Source organism: Neisseria sp. P0021.S006, assembly GCF_051956895.1.
On the sequence record NZ_JBQCWZ010000004.1, the window covers coordinates 64,645 to 86,616 of the forward strand.

Below are 21,972 nucleotides of genomic sequence, written 5' to 3' on the forward strand. Positions count from 1 at the left end.
TTATGTAAATGTGTAAATACAAATATTTGCATACTGACGGAGCAATTGGATTACCTGATGTTCAATCCACCCCGACGTATGCCGTCTGAAAGGATAAGGAAATGCAGAAACACACCCTCCGCCGCCTCCCCCTATTGATTGCCGCCGCTTTCGCCTCCGAATGGATTTATGCCACCGATGCGGTGCAAGATGCGGAACAGGTGCAGTTGGAAGAAGTCGTCGTCACCGGCGAACGCACCAACCGCAACGGCTTTGAAACCGCCACGTCCAACCGCGTTTTCTCCACGCCGAACATCGACCGCAGCGGCCACAATCTTTCCGCAACCGACCTGATCAAACAGACTGTGAACACGGTGGACTTGGGCAGCGGCAACGATTTGCCGACCGTGCGAGGCGTGGACGGCTCCGGCCCTGCCGTCGGCGCGGTAGCGTTCTTTGCGGGCACGCGGCCGCGCCTGAACCTGTCCATAGACGGCCGCTCCGCCACTTACAACGAATACGCCTTCGGCACGCAATCGCTGTGGGACATGCAGCAGGTGGAAGTCTTGCGCGGGCCGCAAAGCCATGTGCGCGGGCAGAACGCGGTGGCGGGCGCGGTGGTGATGCGTTCCAAAGACCCGACCGACGAATGGGAAGGCGCGCTACGCTTGGGTTTGGGCAACCAGAAAACGCGCAACATCGCCGGCGTAGTGTCCGGCCCGATTGTGAAAAACAACCTTGCCTTCAGATTGAGCGCGGAACGGCAGCAACGCGAAAGCTACGAGCCGTTCGTGTCCTACGAGCCAACCGGCAATCCGCGCCGCGTGGAAAACACCAACGTGCGCTTCAAACTTCTGCTCACGCCCGAAAACCATCCCGATTTTTACAGCCGCCTGACGCTGAACCACATCCGTTCGCGCGCGCCGCAAAACGAAATCATGGGCAACACTGCCAGCCGCCGTTTTTTAAAAGAAAAACCCGTGTTCGTAACCGGCTCGACATCGGGCATCTGGGACGTATCGTGGCAGCTTAACGACTATCTGAAACTGGAAAACAAACTGGTTTACGGCCGCTACCACAACGAGCGGCTGCACCTGCCAATGACCGTCAGCCCGCAAGGCGTGCCCGCCGAACTAAAAGGCCGCGAACTGCAATGGGAGCCGGTATTGCATTTTTCAAACAAAGGCCGTCTGAAAGGCCTTGTCGGACTGCACTACTTCCGCAGCAAACAAGACGAATGGGTGGACATCCGCAGTGTCGGCGGCCGCAACACCTTTGACGACCGCAACAGCGTACGCGCCCTGTTTGCCGAAACCACATACAGCCCCAGCGAAAAATGGGACATCACGGCCGCCGCCCGCCTTGAAAAAGAAACGCACAAAAGAAGCGGCGGCAGCGGCGCACTGCACCTTAATTTAGACAAAGGCCAGACCGTGTTCCTGCCCAAAATCGACATTGCCTTCAAACCCACCGACCAATGGGTCAGCGGCATCAAAGCCGCACGCGGCTACAACCCCGGCGGCGCGGGCATCACCTTCGGCCGCCCCGTCGTAACCTACACTTATGAACCCGAATATGTGAACAACTACGAGTGGTACACCCGCTGGCGCAGCGCAGACCGCCGCCTGCAACTCTCCGGCAACCTGTTCCTGAACCACTACCGCGACATGCAGCTCCCCTTCTATCTCGGTACCAACTCCGTCGTCATCCGCAACGCCAAAAAAGTCCATACCTACGGCGCGGAACTTGCCGCCGACTGGCAGGCGACCGACAGCCTGAAACTCACCACCGGACTGGGGCTGCTCAACACCAAAATCAAAAGCTATCCCGACAGCGGCATCGAAGGCAACAAACTCGGCCGCGCGCCCAAATACACCGCCAACATCGGCGTGAAATACCTGAACGACAAAGGCTGGGAAGCCGGCGGCGACGTGCGCTTCTACGGCGGCTACTACTCCGCCGCCGATAATGCCGAATCGGGCAAAATCGGCGCATACAACCAAGTCAATCTCTACACCGCCTACAACTTCAAACAAGGCCGCGTCTCACTCTACGCCGACAACGTGCTCAACCGCCGCCAACCCATATTCATTTCCAGCGCCGACCGCCAAGACGCGCTCTACCAACGCCCCAGAAGCGTGGGCGTGAGTGCGGAATGGAAGTTTTAAATGAAGCTGAAATGATAGAGGCCGTCTGAAAAAACATAGGTCGGACATTTATGCCCGGCCTACCGTTTATTCCTCCAAAACACCCAAAGGAATCCCATGCACTACTTCACCCCCGCCAAAACCCTGCCCGAAGGCACCATCTACCTGACCGACCTGACCCACGTCGCCGACTTCGCCGGCTGGCTGACCGAATTCGAAACCCTGTTAAACCAAAACCCCCGCTTCGCCACCGTCTGCACCCCGATGCGGCGGCAGGTAAGCGACGAACAGCGCATTGCCGACCGTAAAACTTACATCGAATGGATAAAGGCACATCGGCCGCAACTGTCCGAACGCTGCGCCGCCATGCTCCTTATCGAACCCGACGCGGCACAACTGGCGTTATTCCGCGAACAATCGTCCAAACTCGGCCCCGCGCTGGGCGTGAACTACATCGTTGAAGCAGATGAAACAACCGCCCTACTTCGCGCAGAAGAAGCGTTGAAGGCCGTCTGAAAAGATACTAAACCTATTTAAATACAAATCAAGTATTACCACCCAATATGTTCAGACGGCCTTGTCCCTTTATTTGCCTCATCTTCAAAAGAATCATGTGATGTCCGACAATCAGACTTCCCCAAACTCACGCGACTGGCTGCTGCTTATCGGCGGCAGCACTTACAAATTCACGCTAACCGGTTTTTATCTGGTCGCACTGGTCGCTATTTTGAAAAATCACGGTTATAGCCTGAATCAACTGAGCTGGATTCATTTAATCGGCAGTATCGAAGCAGCGAAGGTATTGTTTGCCGCACTGATGGAACGGCGGCCGGCGGGGCGGTTTCGCGGCTGGCTGCTGGCGGCGACGCTGGGACTTTCGGCAGTGTTCGGGCTGATGGCCTGTACCGACATAACGCAGAACTTCGCGCTGCTTTTGACCTGCTGCGTACTGCTCTCGGCGATGTCGGCGGTGTACGGCTGCGCGATGCTGGGTTTGTCATGCATCGTCCTGCCGCACCGCGAACGCGGTTTCGGCGGCGTGATTCAAACGATGGCCGCACGCGGCGGCAAAATGATCGGCGGCGCGCTGGTATTGTGGCTGTATCAGGAATACGGACAGACGGCGGCGGCTGGCTTTATGCTGGCGTTCAGCCTGCTGATGTTGCTGCAACTCTTGTACTACCGCGAGCCGGAAAGTCCGACTGCGCAAGGTAGTTGGACGGCGTTGGCAACGCGGCTAGTTTCTTTTTGGCAGCAACCTGAAACGGGCTGGCGGTGGCTGGTTTTGCTGTTTGCCGTTGCCGTACCGTATGCGTTTATGGCGGCAACCTTTGTGCCCAAGCTGGCGGATTTGGGCTTCAACCCGAAGCAGACGGGCGGGATTCTGGCGGTGGGCATTCCTGTTGCCTGCCTGATTGTAACGCCGCTGTCGGGCTGGTTTTCGCGCAATTATCCGCGCCGCAAACTCGTATTCCTGCTCTACGCGCTGCAACTGCCGCTTTTGGTGTCCATGACCGCCATCGATACGCTCGCACGTGCCCACCCTTGGCTGCCGCCCGCGCAAATCATCGCCCTGAGCCTGAGCTACACGCTGCTGCTGCCGGTGATACTGGCGTTGGTGATGGACAAATCAGACCGCGCCACCGCTGCACTCGACAGCAGCCTGCAATTTTCCGTCGTCCTGCTCGGCAGTTACGCAGCCGGTTTCGCCGCCCTACGGCTGGCAAAGGCTATTGGTTATACAGATGCGTATTGGGTTGCAGTGTACTTAGCCGTATTGGTAGGCCTGCTTTTATATTTGAATAGAAATTTATTCAATCATTCAGAACATGATTCACAATAATTCGCTTAGATATTTATCCATCAATTTTAATTGAGCGCGCCTCCGGATAATTTTTCATTTTATTGCACAATCTCTCATGAAAATATAACAAAACGTGCCCATAATACTGCCGTTATTACACTCTTAAATTTAAAAGGAACCTCATGACTGCTGTTCTCATCGTTCTCGGCTTGATCGCCATTGTTGTCGGTATTTTAGGCACTATTTATCCTGCCTTGCCCGGATTGGGTTTGATGTTTGGTGGTGCATGGCTGTTGGGTTATGCCGGCGATTATCAAGTGTTTGGCTCGGGTACGCTGACCTTTTTGGCTATCGTTGCCGTATTCGGTACTGCAATGGACTATGTGGCGGGCGCATTGGGTGCAAAATATACCGGCGCAAGCAAAACCGCAGTTTGGGGTGCATTTATCGGCGGCATCGTCGGCGCATTCTTTTCCATTCCCGGCTTGTTGCTCGGCCCGTTGACCGGTGCGGCCATCGGCGAATTTATGGCACGCAAAGACACTTGGCAGGCAGGCAAAGTCGGTATCGGTACGTTTATCGGCTTCATCATCGGCACCGTGGCCAAAATCGGCTGCGCCTTGACCATCGCACTGACCATCCTGTTTGTTTGGTTGGCCTCGTTGTTCTAAGACAAAACATTAAAGGCCGTCTAAATTTCAAGCATTCAGACGGCCTTTTCATTTCACTGTTTATTTGCCGCAGCAGGCTTTGTACTTTTTACCGCTACCACACGGGCAAGGATCGTTGCGCCCCACTTTTTCGCCTTCGCGGCGGACGGTTTGCGGCTTATTGATGATGGCCTGCCAGTACCAGTAAATATCAAGCAGGACATGCGGCAAATCAGATTCCAGCTGGGTCAGCTCTTTTTCATTCAGATGCAAGATGACTTCGCCGTTTTCCTCATCGTCATAGATACCGCCCAAAGCCATAATCGGATAGAACAAATCTTCAAACTCTTCCTGATCGACTGCTTCAAACCAATCGGTAGGCACAATATCCAGTGCGTAAAGATAGGCGTTACACCAAGTGTAGAAATCCGGATTGCCGGCTTCATCTTCATAAAACCACAAATCAGGCAAAATCTTCTCGTCGAGCTTCATGCGCATATCAGCAGCCATTGCCATTACCAAACGCTCGATTTCGGTGCGCTCTTTAGCATCAAACAAAGATTCTTCACCCAAAATCTCAGGCAGCCAGTTGGTCGGGTTCAAAGCATCCGGACCGCTCAATAAAGCCATCATAAAACCTTGAACCTCATCACAACGCATGGTGTTGTGGGCTTCGGATTTGGCATCCAGCAATTCCATCAAGCGGCTGCGTGCCGCTTCATCAAAAGTCAGTATTTGCATTTTTGTTCCTTAAAATAAAATCGTATTATTGTTTTCAGACGGCCTGGGCATGGATACGCTGCCGCATTTGTTCAAACAGACAAACCGTCGCCGCCATCGCGACATTCAAGGATTCGGTTTGCCCCAACATGGGAATTTTGACACAGGCATCGGCCTTCTCTTTTACCGTTTCACTCACGCCGCTGCCTTCGTTGCCAAACACCCAAGCACAGGGTTGACTGAGGTCCATCTCATACAAACCGATATTGCGACCGCCCAAGGCAGTTGCCCAAATTTGATGCTGATACGTTTCCATCCAAGCTGATAATTCCACTCGGCTGAAAATAGACAGCAGAAAATGCGCGCCCATCCCCGCTCGCAACACTTTGGGCGACCAGATATCCACGGAATCATTGCTGCACACAATTTGCCTGACTCCGGCAGCCGCTGCGCTGCGCAAAATCGTCCCAGCATTGCCTGGGTCTTGTACCCGCTCCAATACCACGCAATCGCCGTCTGAAGGCAAGCCTGCCTGCTGCGGAATATCAATCCAAGTCATCACATCATCGGCATCGGTCAGACTGGTGATTTTAGACAGCGCTTCGTTACCGACCCAAGTAATCAATCCCTCGTCCAACTGCGCCGTAATTTCTTGAATTTCAATATGTTGCTGTTTCTTTTCAGGCAGATAAACCTGTTTGGGCGTACCTCCGCTTTGCAAATAAGTTTGCAGCAAATGTACGCCTTCCAATACGGTTTCACCGCTTTCACGCCTTGCTTTGGCCTGCGTCAGCAGACGGAATAAATGTTTGAGCTGTTCGTTTTGAGCAGAGGTAATCAGTTTCATGGAGCGCATTATAACTGTTTTGACTTCGTTGAAGCTATGCTTTCAGACGGCCTAACGGTTTTACTACGAAAATAAAAAACCCTTGCAATAAAGCAAGGGTTTCACATGATTTCATTTTTTACTGCACAACAGTCTGCTGCTCATTTTGCTGCTCGGTGCGAACAGTAGGACGGTTTTCAAGTTTGCCGTCTTTTGCCGCATTCGGTACAACAGTCTCGCCAGGCTCAGAAGCCGCTTTATCACTAGGCGTACCGCTTACCGGAATGATATTTTGGGCAGGCTGAGTATTAGACTTCTCTGCAACCGGCATAGCGTCACGAGAAGATTGCGGTGTAAATTGCCATACTGCAACAGCAATCGCACACACACTGGCAGCAGCTGCGAAGAATTTGAAGAAGCCGCTATTAGCCGCTTCACGCTGGGCATATTTTTCCTGTTTGCCTTCAGCTTCGGCTTGAGGCACTGTAAATGCTTTGCTTTGCATGGTTTCACCGGCAACACTTGCCGCTGCACCCTGACGGATACAGTCGCCGATAATGTGGTACTCATGCCAAGCGCGCATAGCTTCCTCGTCTGCCAATACGGCATCCAGCATCTCATCAGTCAATGCTTCACCGTCCATCAATGCAGACACATACTCCAATGCTTTATTTGTTTTTTCGTTCATTTTTATTACCACCTTTGATCTTCAGAAGTATCCAACAGCGGCCGCAAATCTTTTGCAATCAGTTCACGCGCTCTGAAAATACGCGAACGTACAGTACCTATCGGACAATCCACTACCCGAGCTATTTCTTCATAAGACAAGCCATCCATTTCCCTAAGCGTAATGGCTTGACGCATATCGTCTGGCAGTTGCGCAATGCTTGCTTCGACGGTCTGCAAGATTTCCCGATTCATCATTTCAGCTTCCGGCGTATGGTAATCCGCAATCTGATCGGTTAAATCAAGAACATCTCCCTCCTCATTGGCTGCTTCCGAACTGACAAAAAACTGGCGACCCGAAGTGGTCAGAAAATTCTTTGCCGTATTGATACCGATACGGTACAGCCATGTATAAAACGCACTCTCACCGCGAAAATTAACCAGCGCACGATAAGCCCTAATCATTGCTTCTTGGGTTACATCGTGCACTTCATGCTCATCCTGAATAAAACGGGAAATCAGTCTGTTTAGCCGACGCTGATACTTGGACATCAGCATCTCGAATGCCTTATGGTCACCTTTCTGCGCGCGCTCCACCAAAACTTGATCTATTTGGCGATCGTTCATACCCAACCTTTAATCGTTTTACTGCTTTAAACCAAAAAATAGTAAAGCGTGCTGTGCACAATAAAGACAGCATCGCTTTGAAATAGTTCCACAAGATTACATTTAATCGCAAAAGTTTATTCGTGCAGATGCTCTAACATAAGCTGTATTGCTTATTATATATACACTTAGCACAAGTAGTTAAATTACTAATACTTACTAAATTTAAAGTTATTCTCTTTACTTTTCTGCTATATATTTGACCAACTTTTCATGAACAGGCAGATAGCCTTCGCCTATTTGAACATCGCTTCCCACCCGAAGATTAACAACAGCAAGGCACTTGTTGCCCATACTTAGGATAATCGGCCAATATTTACGGACGAGTGGCACAATATGACACTCTTGCAATAGTTTTTCGACTGATTTTTCCCTCTGTCCCGACTGAATCACATCACCTTTGACCACACTTCTAAGTACCGCCGGCTTCTCCAACTCCTCTTCCGACAAACCTCCCTTAAACGGTAATAAAACAAAACCATTTTCGAGCAAAATATCTTTCAGACGGCCTTGAACTTCCCTGCCATTACACCAAGGCAGTTTTTGAAACTCACTTTCCTGACAAACAAACAGCTTGTCCCGATATGCGACCAGTTCCCCATCTGGCAAATTCAACTGCGCCTGATCAGCGGTTTCCAATACTCGGGCAAAATCGGCAATACTGTGATAAGAAGGCAATGATTCCGTTTGCTTTCGCAAAAAATACCAAAGCAGTCGACGACGCAAAAGCGGCGTACATTGCCTCCACAGGCTGATGCTGAATATTCCGTTTGGACTAATGCGCTGGTATTCAGACTCAATCAATTCATCTAAAAGCTGCAAATCTTCCTGCAATAATCGAACATTGGCACAAATTTGCTGCTCAAAATTCGGAATACGCTGCTGCCATTGCGGTAAAGCCTGATTTCTCATCCAATTGCGTAAATAGCCGGAGTCTTCATTACTTTCGTCTTCAACAAAAGATAATCCCCACTGTTGCGCATACTCAGCCAATTCCTGACGAGAAAATGCCAAAAGTGGTCGCCAGATTTGAATTTCTTCATTTAAATTACGCCATACAGGCATGGCTGCCATACCGCGTAATCCGCCCCCGCGCACAGCCGACAACATAAATGTTTCGATTTGATCATTGTGGTGATGGGCCAAAACAATAATTTTCCTCAGGCCGTCTGAAAATGCCTGATATCGGGCAGCCCTAGCTGCCGCTTCCAAACCTTTTCCTTGGTTTTGCACATTAACGCGGCACACCCGCAAGGCAACATCCAGACGCTGACAATAATCCTGACAAAATTTTGCCCAACTGTCGGCATTGGTGCTTAAACCGTGATGAACATGAACGGCACGCAAATCAAAATGGCGAAATTCGCGCATCCGATGCAAAAGATGCAGCAGGACGACAGAATCTAATCCGCCACTCAAGCCAACTTCAAAAACAGTATGGTTCGGCAAATCAGGAAAAGCTGTTTGAAAACTTTTAAATAGGGAATCAGGGGATACTTGCGACATTTCAGACGGCCTGAAATTGTGAATGACTCAAAAATAGAACACAAAAAAAGCAAGCAGCGACATCTGCTTGCTTTTTCAGCAGTCAAACTTATTTATCGGTAAATTTACCGTAAGCCATGATGCGGTCAAAACGGCGAGAAAGCAAGTCAGGCATGGTCATACTTTGCGCTTCGCTTAATTGCTGCTCCAAAACGGTTTTAACGTTTTTCATCGTGGTTTCAAAATCACGGTGTGCGCCGCCCAAAGGCTCATCAATCACTTTGTCGATGACATCCAATTCTTGCAGGCGTTTGGCGGTAATACCCAATGCTTGCGCGGCATCTGCTGCTTTTTCAGCAGTTTTCCAAAGAATAGAGGCGCAACCTTCGGGAGAAATCACCGAATAAGTCGAGTATTGCAGCATATTAACATAGTCGCCGACAGCCACTGCCAACGCGCCACCCGAACCACCTTCGCCAATGATGGTGCACAATACCGGCACATGCAGGCGGGTCAGTTCGTACAAATTACGGCCGATGGCTTCAGACTGGCCGCGTTCTTCTGCACCAATGCCCGGATACGCGCCTGGTGTATCGACAAAGGTCATAACTGGAATATTGAATTTTTCGGCAGTCTTCATCAAGCGCAATGCCTTACGGTAACCCTCAGGACGCGGCATACCGAAATTACGGCGGATTTTTTCTTTGGTATCGCGACCTTTTTGATGGCCGATAACCATCACGCTTTGGCCGTTGAAACGCGCCAAACCGCCGACAATGGCATGATCGTCAGAATAATGGCGGTCGCCATGCAACTCTTCAAAATCGGTAAAAATACCGTTGATGTAGTCCAAAGTATAAGGACGTTGCGGATGGCGGGACACTTGTGAAATTTGAGCCGGAGTCAGCTTGCTGAAAATTGACTTGGTCAACTCGCTGCTTTTCTTTTGCAGTCTGGCAATCTCGTCGGAAATATCAACGGCAGATTCGTCTTGTACGAATCGCAACTCGTCAATTTTATTGGTTAATTCGGCGATGGGTTGTTCGAAGTCCAAAAAAACGGGTTTCATAAAACAAAGCTCTCGGTAACGGTTGCTGACATGATACGCTAATCAGACGTATTTGACAGCATTTCTCAAAGGGAAACTGCCATCTTTTGCAATAAAAAATCTTTCAGACGGCCTTTAACAAAGAAATAGTATATCTGCACTAAACTCATGAAGTGCCGTATCTTATGATAAACTTCAATTCAGTTCAATCATTTCAAACAGGCTATGAAAAACGATCATGACAATTCGTCCATGCGCTTGGACAAATGGCTTTGGGCCGCGCGCTTTTTCAAGACCCGCGCGCTGGCACAAAAACATATTGAGCTGGGCAGGGTTTTGGTAAACGGCTCAAAGGTGAAAAACAGCAAAAATATTTCTGCCGGCGACACCATCGACATGACTTTGAACTCCCTTCCCTACAAATTCAAAGTTGCCGCGCTCAATCATCAACGCCGACCGGCACCGGAAGCGCGTTTACTCTACGAAGAAGACATGAAAACGGCTGCCGAACGCGAAGCTCAAAAACAGCTCGACCAAGCCAGCCGCATCAGTGCCGCTTATCCGGACGGACGCCCAACCAAACGCGACCGCCGCCAGCTTGACCGTATGAAACGCGATAGCTGGTAAGCGTCGAATCCATTATTTCAGACGGCCCCATATCCATGCCGTCTGAAAACCAAAAACAGGCAGGACATCCTGCCTGTTTTTTATTTGTAATGATTAAAATTTATATTCTAACTGACCACGAATAACGTTTACATCCTGCTTATCCGTGCCGACAGTAGGTGTAACCTGTTTACCGGCCAAATAGAAGCCTTTGAGTTTCCAGTTTTTCCAAGGAATATAGGTCGCACCGATTTGCACGCCTTGGACGTTTTTGCTGTAATCCTCAACAGAAGAGACACCGGACAACAAACCGACACGGCGGTAGTTCAAGAATACGTCGTAAGAATTGCGGACGTTCCAGTCGGCCAATTTATAGCGTACTTCAGTGAACACGCCATCATTTTTAATTTTTTGTCCGGCATCATTATAGGCTTTGATATTGGACTTGCTGACTGCGGCCATCCAATGCCAATCGTCATTAAACTTGATATCCGTACCGATTTCTCCAAAGACCGCATTTTTCTTCGCACCGCGTACATCGATGTCTTTCATGTAGCTGACCGTTGCGCCGACGTTGATATTCTCATTTACAGGCAACACGCTTTGAACTGCGGCAAAATGTCTGCGACGGCCACCAATGCCCCATGTGTTGTCGTTTAGATTGCCAGTACGGCGGCCCGCATAGATTTTGGTAGGCAGGGTTTTATTGTCGAAGAAGATTTCGCCGCCGGTTACTTCGGTATCCCATACGCGGCCGTATGAAGAGAACGCACCAAATTTACCGACACGCGCTTTAATATTGTTGTACAAAGTACCTTCGGCATACAGTTTATTCACCGGCACATCATGATCGCCGTTGAACTTACCGGTTTCCAAATCGATATTCGGCTCGATTTGGGCAACCAATTTCCAATCTTTATACAGTTTTGCGCGTAACCAAAACTCCGCATTAAAGTTGGCATTGGTATCTTCAGGCGTCGGATTAACGCTGCTGTTGTTGGCATTGATGTCTTTGGTATCCGCACGCACGCGCAAACCACCATTTATAGTCAATAAATCATTGAAAATACTGATTTTATCGTCATCTTTGCGAATAATACTGCCGGAATTGACGTAATCGTTGGTGGTGGACAAAGCCGCCGCATCACGTCCGCCATCAGCATTCTCTGCCAAAGAATAAGACGATGAAGCCAATAAAATACAGGTTACAATCAGTTTGGTTTGAAATTTCATGCCGACTCTCCAAAAGAAGGTATTGAAAGTGAAGTATTCGATAAAGCGTACAAAATTATGAATTTCGTATAAATTATTCATTTTATTTACTAATTATTTTTATCGTATGTAAATTAGTGTAATCAGTCAAGCAGATTTAAACGCTTTATCCTCTTTCAGACGGCCTCTTGATTCAGGTCAAACAGAATCCTGCTCATCAAGCTGTTCAAACTGCCATTCCAAGGCATCGGCCAATGCCGTCCTGCGTTTTTGATGGCATCCCACAGCCTGACATAATTCCTCCGCATTTTCCCAAAACACAAAACGTTCACGCGCACGGGTAATGGCTGTGTAAAGCAGAGCCTTATCCAAACCTCGGGCTTCTTCTTCGCTTTCCGTCGTTGCAGGCACTGACGGGGGCAACAGCCATACTTCCCGATATTCCGAACCTTGGCTCTTATGCACCGTCATGGCAAAAGCCGATTCAAAATCGGGCAAACGGCTGATGGCAATTTTTTTGAATCCATCTTTCTCAGGAAAATAGGCAGACAAGCCATTCAACGATTCTTCATCTTTCATAATCAGACCGATGTCGCCGTTAAACACTTCCAGCATGTAATCATTGTGGGTAATCATGATGATTTGTCCGGCAAACCAAGGCGTTTCGCCCGAAACCTTGCCTTGTCGTTGCAAGTATTCTTGATAAGCCTGATTCAAATCATCCGCATCCTGCCGCCAAGCCGCCAATACCACTACATCGGCAGCATGACCATAGGCGAGTGCAACATTATTCTCTGCCACGGCCTGCCAATAATCCTGTTGCTTTTGATACAGCAAGGCGACCTGCTCTTTCAGACGGCCTGATTTCATTTCCAATTCTTTGGGGAACTTGTCAAACTGTTCAACCGCAGTTTGCTTTTCCCCGGAAACCACCGCCCTTGCCAAACAGCCGATACCGCTGTCTGCACCAAACCGGTGGCTGAACGTCAATTTGGCATTGTTTTGCGATAAAGCCTGTGGCTGCCCTTTTATCTCAAAGCCATGATTGGGCAGGTACACTTCCAGCTTTTCAGCGGTTTCTTTATCCAAAGCCGTCGGACGCGACAATGCTGCCAACACGGCTCCCAAGCCAACCGACGGCAACTGGTTTTCATCGCCAAGCAACACAAGACGGCAGCCGGTAGGCACGGCGCGCAATAAATCCAACACCAGCGGCAAATCCAACATCGACGCCTCATCCACCACCAAAACATCCAAAGCAAGCGGATATTCATGATTGAACACAGGGCGCATTTGCGGCGGACGCAGTTTCAACAAACGATGGACAGTCTGCCCTTCCAAGTTTTCCAAATGCGCTTTAATGCTCGGAGACAAATCAAAACCGTCCAAAGCACGCTGCAAAGCCCGTGCCATATGTGCAGCCGCTTTACCTGTCGGCGCAGCCAACGCAATACGGGGCAGCTTCGTACTGTTATTGCAAATCAGACCCAAAAGCTTTGCGACGGTCGTCGTCTTCCCCGTACCCGGCCCGCCGGTAATCAGCATAAAGTTTTGCAGCAAGGCCAAAGCAGCAGCATCCCGTTGCTCTTTGCTGTCTTTAGTATCAAACCAGTCGCTCAGGCTTTTTGAAGCCACCATGAAATTCACTTCTTCCGCCTCGGCACTTGCCAGCCGTTTGATTTCAACAGCCAAATCATGCTCCAACTGCCACATCCGCCCTAAAAACAATTTCCGGCCTTGCAGGATAAGCGGTTTATCCGCATTACCGACCAAATTCGGCAAGTTGCTTAAGGCATCAACATCCGCTTTATCCAAATAAACAAACGAATGCCCGTTTTGCAAGGCTGCAAACAGTCGAACCACATAAGGCTCAATAACGGATGCACCCTGTACTTCGTGACGGCGGAAAAACGCTATGGCCGCATCTGCGGCAGAGGAAAGGATAGAGTTGGTTGGATTCATGGTTTATGCTTGATTGATACGGACAAAAGAAAGGCCGTCTGAAAAACAGCGTTTCCATAAATGAAAACCTATTTTCAGACGGCCTCTATTATACCGTTCAAAGCATAAAATATTTGCCTGAAATAATAACCTTATTGCAGCACTTGCAGGCTGCCGTCTTTCATGGTCATTACCCGGTCGAAACGCTCAGCCAGCTCATCATCATGGGTCACCACAATCAGGCTGGTGTTCAATTCGCGTTTCAAATCCAGCATCATGTCCAGCACATTTTGCGCATTTTTACGGTCAAGGTTTCCCGTCGGTTCATCCGCCAATAAGCATTTCGGCTCATTAACCAAAGCACGGGCAATCGCCGCACGCTGACGCTCGCCGCCGGAAAGTTCACTCGGACGGTGCAGCATACGCTTGTCCAAGCCAACCTTTTTCAGCATATTGACAGCCTTCTCCTCAGCCATCGCCTTGGGCATTTTGCCGATTAAAAGCGGCATCATGACATTTTCCAAAGCAGAAAACTCAGGCAATAGATGGTGGAATTGATACACAAAGCCCAAATAACGGTTGCGCAATTCACCCAACTGTTTTTGGCTCAAGCCGCCCAAATCCTGATCCATCAGTATCACCTTGCCTTCAGACGGCATATCCAAGCCACCAAGAAGGTGCAGCAATGTGGATTTACCGCTGCCTGACGAACCAATAATACTCACGCTTTCCGCTTCTGCAACTTCAAAATCCAAATGATTCAACACTTGTACATTCAATGCGCCATCATTATAGCTTTTGCCAACGCCGGTACATTTCAAAATTGTCTTACTCATAACGCAAAGCCTCCGCAGGTTGGGTTTTTGCAGCACGCCAGCTCGGATACAGTGTGGCGATAAATGCCAAGCCAAGCGAAATGCAGGCAATAACGGCGACATCCTTCAAGTTCACATCGCTAGGCAGGTAATCGATGAAATAAACCTGTGAGTTAATCAAATGTACGCCAAATAGGTCTTCAAAAAACGCGACAATCTTACCAACATTCCACCCCAACAATACACCGCATACCACGCCCACAAGCGTACCAAAGAACCCCGCAAATGCGCCCTGTACCAAGAAAATCTTCATGACCCCACCCGGGGACAAACCCAAAGTGCGCAAAATCGCAATATCGGCTTGTTTTTCCGTTACCGCCATTACCAAAGAAGAAACGAGGTTAAACGCAGCAACCGCGATAATCAGTGTCAAAATGATGAACATCATGCGTTTTTCCAACTCAACGGCTTCAAAATAGCTGCGGTTGTTAAACGTCCAGTCGCGCACCCATACTTCATCTTTTTTAGCATCAGGAATCAACTTGGCAATGAAAGACGGCGCATTCTGAGGATCAGCCAATCGTAAACGCAGCCCACCGACATTTTCTCCCAGTCGATACAAGACTTGCGCATCCTTGATATGCGTCATGGCCAATGTGTTATCGACTTCATATACACCGGTTTTTACCACACCGACCACATTAAACTGCTTCAAGCGCGGCACTACACCGGCAGGAGTAACATTCCCCTCAGGCGTAATCACTGTAACCTTGCCACCAATCTCCGTGCCCAATGCCTCAGCAAGCCCTTGACCCAAAATAATATCAAATTCGCCCGGCTTCAAATCGTCGAAACTGCCGGCCGGCATATCCTTGCCGTAATCAACGACATTTTTTTCTTCAGACGGCAAAATACCGCGTATTTGTACACCGCGCACTTCTCCTGCATTAGCAAGCAAAGCCTGATCGGAAACATAAGGCGCGCTGGCCAATACTTCCTTTTTGCCTTTTACAAATTCGCGCAAACTCTGCCAACCCGGCGCACTGCCGACATCGTAATAGCCGATTTCTGCATGAGGTGCGACGTTCAACAATTGACCTCGTATCTCTTTCTGAAATCCGTTCATTACCGATAACACCACAATCAGCGCCGTTACACCCAAGGCGATACCGACGATTGAAATCATGGTAATAAATGACATAAAGCCATTGCGTTTTTTCGCACGCAAATAGCGCAGGCCTATCCAAGTTTCTAAAGAAGCCATTCAAAAATGCCTCATTCGTTTGTCAAAAATGGCTTATTGTACCGTAAAACCGACAGGTCGTCCGATTGCCCGACTGATGTAGCATTCAGGGATAAAGTGTATGTAAAACCATGTATCTTCCCGTAAATTCCGCCGAAAAACTTGCACAATCGGCCAATCGCCCTTATTCTGAAGCTGTGACACACTTTGTCACCATCAAAAAGGAAATACACTAATGAACAGCAAAAAATTCTTGGCCCTCGTATCCGTAGCTGTGGGTTTGTCATTCAGCTTCAATGCATATGCCGCCAAAGAAATCAAAATCAGTTCAAACAATACCGCTTACTCCGACGCCGATGTTCAAAAACTGGCAGCCACTGCTGTCGGCATGGGCGTAAAAGAACCTGTCAGCCTCAACAGCGGAAACGGTGTTGTTACCGTATCCGGCAGCAGCGCAACCAAATGCGCATTTAAAGTCGGCAACGGTGATACGCCTCAAATTCAAGGCGTCAGCTGCAAATAATCTGATTTCATCAATGAAAAGGCCGTCTGAAAAACATTCAGACGGCCTTTTTATATTGGCATTTAAGATTGGATATTTCTTCTATCGTAAACAGCCTGTGCCAAAGTACCGGCATCCACATATTCCATCTCGCCGCCCAAAGGGATTCCCCTTGCCAACCGGCTGACTTTATAAGGAAGATTTTTAAACAATTCCGCCAATACATACGCTGTCGCGTCGCCTTCGGCTGTGAAGTTGGTTGCAATGATAATTTCCTCAATATCACTCGCCTGCAAACGGGCAACCAGCTTATCTAATGCCACTGCCGAAATATCCATGCCCTGCGCCGGACTGACTTGCCCCATCAAAACAAAATACAGGCCATCATGGCAATTAGCCGCCTCCATACTGGAAACATCCGCCGGCATATGCACAATCATCAAGCGGCTTTTCTCACGTTTTTCGTCGGCGCAAATTTCACACAAATCGCCTTCGCAAAATGTATTACACATCCGACAATGCTGCACCTGTCTTAAGGCAAACTGCAAAGCATCCACCAACTCCTGCGCTTCTTCGCGTTTGTACTGTAAAAGCTGGTAAGCCATGCGTTGAGCGGATTTCGGGCCGACATTAGGCAGGATTTTTAATGCATTAATCAAGCGGACAAAGGCATCAGGATTTTTACTCATGATTTCAGACGGCCTTTAAAAAGATAGCTAAAAATAAGAAAACAGCCGGAATTCATCCGGCTGCCCTACTCTAATATTCTGCTTATTCGGCAGCATTATTAACTTGTTGTGCACCTTGCGTACGATCGATTTTCTTATCCAAATACTGGAGCAAGGCATCGAAAACATTGGCGGAAAGCTGCTGAACCAAAGCCTGTTTAGCAGCCGGAATCTGTGAATCGGCATTTTCAGGAGCAGAAACGCTCTGAACTTCCATAATCACCGGCGCAGGCATACCTTCCAACAATGTATACGCAGGTTTGCCGCCGACAGGACGCGCTTTCAGCAAAGCTGCATAAGCCTCCGGAGACATGGTTTTACGTGCATCTTGTGCGCTCAATTGAGAAACAGGCGACCATTGAACATCAGCAGCTTTACCGGCTTTCAATGCGGCCAAAGTTTCCTGGGCTTTTTTCTCTGCCAGTTTGGCGGCTTCAGAGCGCTGATATGCTGCACGGACATTGTCTTTGACTTCCGCAAATGGTGCGATTTTCTCTTCGCGCACTTCTTTCGCACGAATGACCCAAACGGTTTCGTTGTTGATGGCAATTACTTCAGAATTGTGTTTTTTCTTCAGTACATCGTCGCTAAACGCAGCATTAATCAACGTTTCAGGCAAACCTGCCTCTTTCGCACCCGCTCTGGTCACCCATTCATCCAAGTTTTCCACTTTCAAACCTGAATTGGCGGCTGCTTTTGCCAAAGAAGATGGATCATTGAAGGCATCTTCACCCAATTTTTCTTTAGCAGCATTAAAGGCAGAAGCTGCTTTTTTCAGTTTCAAGGCTGCTTCGATACGCGCTTTGGCTTGTTCCAAAGTCGGCTCAGCTTCGACATTCAAAACTTTAATGACGTGATAACCCAAAGATGATTTTACGGTATCGCTGACTTCGCCTTTGCCCAATGCAAATGCCGCTTTATCGAATTCAGGTCCAAAGCCGCTGCCGCCACCTTTGCTCAGATAACCCAAGTTGCCGCCTTTATTGCTGCTGGACAAGTCTTTGGAATACTTGGCCGCCAGTTCGGCAAACGAATCCGGATGCTCTTTAAGCTCCGCAGCCATTTTGTCCACTTCTGCTTTAATTTCCGCATTACTTGCTTCATCTCCGTTAGGCATGACCGGAATGAAAATATGCGCAATTTCGGCTCTTGGCGACAAATCTACACTTTTGCTGTCGTAAGCTTTTTGTACTTCTTCCGCACTGACGGTTTGCTTGTCAGCCAAATCTTTGATGTTCAAAGCCACATATTCCAGCTTAACGGCTTGAGGAATCAAGTAATCTTTTTTATGCGCTTCATAATACTTTTGCAAAGCCGCATCATCTACTTTTACTTGTGCCGCAAATGCTTCAGGGCTGAACGTAAATGAACGGATGGTACGTGTTGCTTGAGTCAGGTTAATCAACTGACGTGCTTGCGCATCGCTGACCAAAGCGCCGTTTTGCACTAAATTCAACAGATTTTGCAATTGGAACTGTTCGCGGATATCTTCAACGAACTGATCCTCGGTCATCCTGCGTTGATCCAAATATTTCTTGAGCAAATCCTGGCTGAATTTACCGGAAGCATCATGGAAATTCGGATCATCCACAATAACTTGCTTGATTTGCTCCTGAGACACAGCGATGCCCATCAGCTTGGCACCTTGCTTCAGATAAGCACGTTGCAATAACGATTGGAATACCGCATCACGCGAAGGTGCATTATTGCCGGCAGCCTGCTCGTTTTGTATCGCAATCTGTAAAGCATGCTCGCTGACCTTCTCATCCCCGACTTTGACAATGTAATCAGAACCCGGCGAAGACAAGTTATTGGCACCGAATCCGATAAAGGTCAGACCGATGATACCTAAAACAATCTGGGCGGGTGTTTTATATTTTTCAACAATATGGAACATATTTATCCGAAAGAAAAGTTTGGCGCGGCAGCCAGAAAATGCTGCCGCAAAAATCTTAAAATCCTGAAAACAGGCTCAAAGCGCGTATTGTAACGTATTTTTTCGAGGCTTGCTTTTTCAGACGGCCTAAAAACCTAAAAATACCTTATCCGAAAATTTCCTGATACGCTTCTACTGAAAATCCGACATGAACCTGTCCTTCTTTGACCAATACAGGCCGCTTGATGATGCTGGGATTCTCCACCATCAAAGCAATCGCACCTTCTTTTGTGGCGGCAGATTCTTGCGCATCTTTATCCAACTTGCGCCAAGTCGTACCTCTTTTATTGAGCAAAATTTCCAAAGCCGCCTGACCCAGCCAGCCATCAATCAATTCGGCAGTCGGGGCGTTTTTCTTAAAATCTACAAACTCAAACTCGATGCCGTTTTCCGCCAACCAACTGCGCGCTTTTTTAACCGTATCGCAATTGGGAATACCGTATAGTTTTATCATCTTAATTTATCCTTGGTTTTATTCATAAAATCACAAATTCAGGCCGTCTGAAACTTTTCAGACGGCCTGAATTGAATGCAGCTTATTTCTTAGCAGCTTTCTTTACTTTAATCTTCACGCTTTTGCCTTGCGCGTTATTTTTATGCCCGGCTTTGACGGAAGTTGTTTTCGCCTGCGTTTTTTTCTTGCCTGCGGCTTTAGGTTTGCTTGGCTTGGCAGGCTTGGAGGCAGGTTTACTTTTCACCTTGCTCTTCTTTGCCTTCATGGGAGCAGCCAACGCTTCATCAATTTCTTTAGCCGACAGTTTACGCTTACGCTTTTCGACAGACTTGTCAGCAGCTATTGGCTTGCTTACAGGTTTTGCTTTTCTACCTCCGCGTTTCTTACCGACTGAACCGCCGCTGATTAAGGTCAAATCAATCTTGCTGGTATCCAAATCGGCTCGCGCGACTTTTACAGTAACCGTATCGCCCATGTTGAAACGGACACCACTACGCTCGCCCTCAATTGCCATAATTTCAGGACGGAAGTTGAAATAATCCTCTCCCAAATCGCTGATATGTACCAAGCCGTCGATATGAATATCGTCCAAGGTTACAAAAATACCGAAGCTGGTCATGCCCGAAATCTTGCCACTGAAAACTTCGCCGACTTTGTCGCGCATATAATAAGTTTTCAGCCAGTTTTCCACATCGCGGCTGGCATCATCGGCTCGGCGTTCGCAGAAAGAGGTATGCACGCCCAAAGCCTCCCAGGTTTTATTGGGTTGGTAAGTTTGTCCGTTCAATACAGCTTTAATGGCGCGATGTACCGTCAAATCGGGATAACGGCGGATAGGCGAAGTAAAGTGTGCATATGCGCCATAAGCCAGACCAAAGTGACCGTCGCAATGAGGCTCATAAACCGCCTGCTGCATAGAACGCAGCATCATCACTTGTAACAATTCCGCGTCCGGACGGTTTTTAAATTGCTCGGCAAGCGTAGCATAGTCTTTCGGCGTCGGATTATCGCCGCCACCCAAACTCAGCCCCAGCAAACCAAGCTGCTCGCGTAAGGTGGCCAGTTTTTCAGGAGTCGGGCCCAAGTGATTACGGAACAAAGCCGTATGTTTGTTTTTCAGCAAAAATTCTGCCGCGCAAACATTCGCCGCTAACATACATTCTTCAATCAGCTTGTGCGCATCGTTGCGGACAACGGGAACAATCTTGTCAATCTTACCGTTGTCATCAAAAATCATCTGAGTCTCAACGCTCTCAAACTCAACCGCGCCACGCTCGAAACGTTTTTTCTGCAAGATTTTAAATAACTTATACAGAGTATCGATTTGCTGCTTAAACGGATAATCCTGGCCGTCTGAAATCCAATCCCAAACTTGATTGTAAGTCAGTCGCGCATGAGAACGCATTACTGCCGGATAGAAACGGTATTTCTTGATATTGCCGGCATAGGTAATCACCATATCGCACACCATACACAGGCGTTCAACATCAGGATTGAGAGAGCAGATGCCGTTGGACAAATTCTCCGGCAGCATTGGAATCACACGGCGCGGGAAATACACGCTGGTACTGCGTTCTTGAGCATCTACATCAATCGCGTCATCAGGGCGGACATAATGACTGACATCAGCTATCGCCACCACCAAGCGGTAGTTGCGGCCAATTTTTTCGGCAAAAACCGCATCGTCAAAGTCCCGCGCAGTTTCGCCGTCAATGGTTACCAGAGGCAAATCGCGTAAGTCCACGCGCCCTTTCAAGTCGGTTTTACGCACATGATCGGGAATTTTCTTCGCGGCTTTGACACACGCTTCGCTGAATTGATGAGGCAAATGGTGCTTGCGTACAGCAATTTCAATTTCCATACCGCTGTCGGCATAATCGCCCAACACTTCAATCAGCTTAGCCACAGCAGGACGATGCGCTTCAGGATACGTCTCAATTTCAGCCACAATCACTTGGCCGGATTGCGGTTTAAAGTTCGCCACGCTTTCAGGCTCTAACACGATACTTTGGCTCAAACGCTTGTCTTCTGCCTCCAAAATAGCCACGCCACGATCCATATAAAAACGACCGACCACTTTAGACTGCGCACGCTCCACCACATCTAAAACCGTTCCTTCACGACGGCCTCTGCGGTCGATACCGGCAGGACGAACGGTAACAATATCCCCGTGCATCACGCCGCGCATCTGACGCTCATACAAAACGAAATCACCTTCGCCCGTCGGCGTTAGCGGCACAGCAAAACCAAAACCGTCTTTATGCGCTTCGACACGACATTTAACCAATGCCAATTTTTCTGCCGCGCATACCGCGCCACGTCGGTTGATCAACACCTGACCATCACGTGCCATCGCTTTCAAACGGCGTTCGAAGAATTCATATTCATCTTCTGTAATCGACAATTCATGTGCCAACGCTTCGATTTTTGTCGGCACACCTTTTTGTTCCAATAATTCAATGACCCATTCACGGCTGGGCAACGGATGAGCGTAACGTTGTTTCTCCCGCTCCAAATACGGGTCTTTTTCTCGTAAATTTAAAG

20 protein-coding genes are annotated in these 21,972 nt (G+C 48.6%); 6 read left to right on the top strand and 14 right to left on the bottom strand.

Annotated elements, in window-relative coordinates; all coding sequences use genetic code 11:
• The first annotated feature begins 101 nt into the window (after nucleotides 1-101).
• The 4 genes from ACTHUM_RS01875 (at nucleotide 102) to ACTHUM_RS01890 (ending at nucleotide 4,601) form a co-directional block, all read left to right on the top strand.
• Nucleotides 102-2,147, top strand: coding sequence for a TonB-dependent receptor (locus tag ACTHUM_RS01875; protein ID WP_049336630.1), 2,046 nt, complete (start codon nucleotides 102-104; stop codon nucleotides 2,145-2,147).
• A gap of 96 nt (nucleotides 2,148-2,243) precedes the next feature.
• Entirely contained in the window at nucleotides 2,244-2,642 is a 399-nt protein-coding gene (locus ACTHUM_RS01880) for a hypothetical protein (RefSeq protein WP_004519722.1), read from the top strand.
• 100 nt (nucleotides 2,643-2,742) lie between these two features.
• Nucleotides 2,743-3,969, top strand: coding sequence for an MFS transporter (locus ACTHUM_RS01885; RefSeq protein ID WP_440361170.1), 1,227 nt, complete (start codon nucleotides 2,743-2,745; stop codon nucleotides 3,967-3,969).
• Between the two features lie 143 nt (nucleotides 3,970-4,112).
• The gene (locus tag ACTHUM_RS01890; RefSeq protein WP_004519724.1) at nucleotides 4,113-4,601 is read left to right on the top strand and encodes a DUF456 domain-containing protein; all 489 of its coding nucleotides are present in this window, start codon (nucleotides 4,113-4,115) and stop codon (nucleotides 4,599-4,601) included.
• Between the two features lie 60 nt (nucleotides 4,602-4,661).
• Here ACTHUM_RS01890 and ACTHUM_RS01895 read toward each other — a convergent pair whose 3' ends face one another.
• The 6 genes from ACTHUM_RS01895 to ACTHUM_RS01920 all read right to left on the bottom strand — a co-directional run bounded on the left by ACTHUM_RS01895 (nucleotide 4,662) and on the right by ACTHUM_RS01920 (nucleotide 10,012).
• Entirely contained in the window at nucleotides 4,662-5,321 is a 660-nt protein-coding gene (locus ACTHUM_RS01895; RefSeq protein ID WP_004519725.1) for a YecA family protein, read from the bottom strand.
• Nucleotides 5,322-5,355: 34 nt separating this feature from the next.
• Entirely contained in the window at nucleotides 5,356-6,147 is a 792-nt protein-coding gene (locus ACTHUM_RS01900; RefSeq protein ID WP_004519726.1) for a TrmH family RNA methyltransferase, read from the bottom strand.
• 118 nt (nucleotides 6,148-6,265) lie between these two features.
• Nucleotides 6,266-6,814: a sigma-E factor negative regulatory protein gene (locus ACTHUM_RS01905; RefSeq protein ID WP_039862135.1), complete on the bottom strand. Its 549-nt coding sequence runs from the start codon at nucleotides 6,812-6,814 to the stop codon at nucleotides 6,266-6,268.
• 5 nt (nucleotides 6,815-6,819) lie between these two features.
• Nucleotides 6,820-7,419, bottom strand: coding sequence for an RNA polymerase sigma factor RpoE (gene rpoE, locus ACTHUM_RS01910; RefSeq protein WP_004519728.1), 600 nt, complete (start codon nucleotides 7,417-7,419; stop codon nucleotides 6,820-6,822).
• A 219-nt stretch (nucleotides 7,420-7,638) separates the two neighbouring features.
• Nucleotides 7,639-8,964, bottom strand: a complete 1,326-nt coding sequence (gene tilS / locus ACTHUM_RS01915) for a tRNA lysidine(34) synthetase TilS (RefSeq protein WP_004519729.1) — start codon at nucleotides 8,962-8,964, stop codon at nucleotides 7,639-7,641.
• A gap of 88 nt (nucleotides 8,965-9,052) precedes the next feature.
• Nucleotides 9,053-10,012, bottom strand: a complete 960-nt coding sequence (locus ACTHUM_RS01920; RefSeq protein WP_004519730.1) for an acetyl-CoA carboxylase carboxyltransferase subunit alpha — start codon at nucleotides 10,010-10,012, stop codon at nucleotides 9,053-9,055.
• Between the two features lie 204 nt (nucleotides 10,013-10,216).
• On the opposite strand from ACTHUM_RS01920, the gene ACTHUM_RS01925 reads away from it, so the two are divergent.
• The gene (locus ACTHUM_RS01925) at nucleotides 10,217-10,618 is read left to right on the top strand and encodes an RNA-binding S4 domain-containing protein (RefSeq protein WP_003679090.1); all 402 of its coding nucleotides are present in this window, start codon (nucleotides 10,217-10,219) and stop codon (nucleotides 10,616-10,618) included.
• 93 nt (nucleotides 10,619-10,711) lie between these two features.
• Here ACTHUM_RS01925 and ACTHUM_RS01930 read toward each other — a convergent pair whose 3' ends face one another.
• The 4 genes from ACTHUM_RS01930 to ACTHUM_RS01945 all read right to left on the bottom strand — a co-directional run bounded on the left by ACTHUM_RS01930 (nucleotide 10,712) and on the right by ACTHUM_RS01945 (nucleotide 15,829).
• Nucleotides 10,712-11,911 (bottom strand): hypothetical protein, encoded by a 1,200-nt coding sequence (locus ACTHUM_RS01930; RefSeq protein WP_004519731.1) that lies wholly within the window; start codon nucleotides 11,909-11,911, stop codon nucleotides 10,712-10,714.
• A 96-nt stretch (nucleotides 11,912-12,007) separates the two neighbouring features.
• A complete protein-coding gene (recD, locus tag ACTHUM_RS01935; protein WP_070695576.1) occupies nucleotides 12,008-13,771 on the bottom strand; it encodes an exodeoxyribonuclease V subunit alpha in 1,764 nt (587 codons plus the stop codon).
• A gap of 131 nt (nucleotides 13,772-13,902) precedes the next feature.
• Nucleotides 13,903-14,586 (bottom strand): lipoprotein-releasing ABC transporter ATP-binding protein LolD, encoded by a 684-nt coding sequence (lolD, locus tag ACTHUM_RS01940; protein ID WP_004519733.1) that lies wholly within the window; start codon nucleotides 14,584-14,586, stop codon nucleotides 13,903-13,905.
• Nucleotides 14,579-15,829 (bottom strand): lipoprotein-releasing ABC transporter permease subunit, encoded by a 1,251-nt coding sequence (locus ACTHUM_RS01945; RefSeq protein ID WP_004519734.1) that lies wholly within the window; start codon nucleotides 15,827-15,829, stop codon nucleotides 14,579-14,581. The genes lolD and ACTHUM_RS01945 overlap by 8 nt, the downstream gene beginning before the upstream one ends.
• 214 nt (nucleotides 15,830-16,043) lie before the next feature.
• Between ACTHUM_RS01945 and ACTHUM_RS01950 the strand changes: the two genes are divergently transcribed.
• Nucleotides 16,044-16,331 (top strand): hypothetical protein, encoded by a 288-nt coding sequence (locus ACTHUM_RS01950; protein WP_003683377.1) that lies wholly within the window; start codon nucleotides 16,044-16,046, stop codon nucleotides 16,329-16,331.
• Nucleotides 16,332-16,393: 62 nt separating this feature from the next.
• On the opposite strand, the gene recR is transcribed toward ACTHUM_RS01950, so the two are convergent.
• From recR to rnr, 4 genes are all read right to left on the bottom strand, one after another.
• Entirely contained in the window at nucleotides 16,394-16,999 is a 606-nt protein-coding gene (gene recR / locus ACTHUM_RS01955; protein WP_003679078.1) for a recombination mediator RecR, read from the bottom strand.
• An 82-nt stretch (nucleotides 17,000-17,081) separates the two neighbouring features.
• Entirely contained in the window at nucleotides 17,082-18,935 is a 1,854-nt protein-coding gene (locus tag ACTHUM_RS01960) for a SurA N-terminal domain-containing protein (protein ID WP_004519736.1), read from the bottom strand.
• Nucleotides 18,936-19,080: 145 nt separating this feature from the next.
• The gene (locus tag ACTHUM_RS01965) at nucleotides 19,081-19,428 is read right to left on the bottom strand and encodes an ArsC family reductase (RefSeq protein WP_004519737.1); all 348 of its coding nucleotides are present in this window, start codon (nucleotides 19,426-19,428) and stop codon (nucleotides 19,081-19,083) included.
• Nucleotides 19,429-19,510: 82 nt separating this feature from the next.
• Nucleotides 19,511-21,972: ribonuclease R (rnr, locus tag ACTHUM_RS01970; protein WP_440402790.1), on the bottom strand; the 2,462-nt coding region annotated here is incomplete at its 5' end.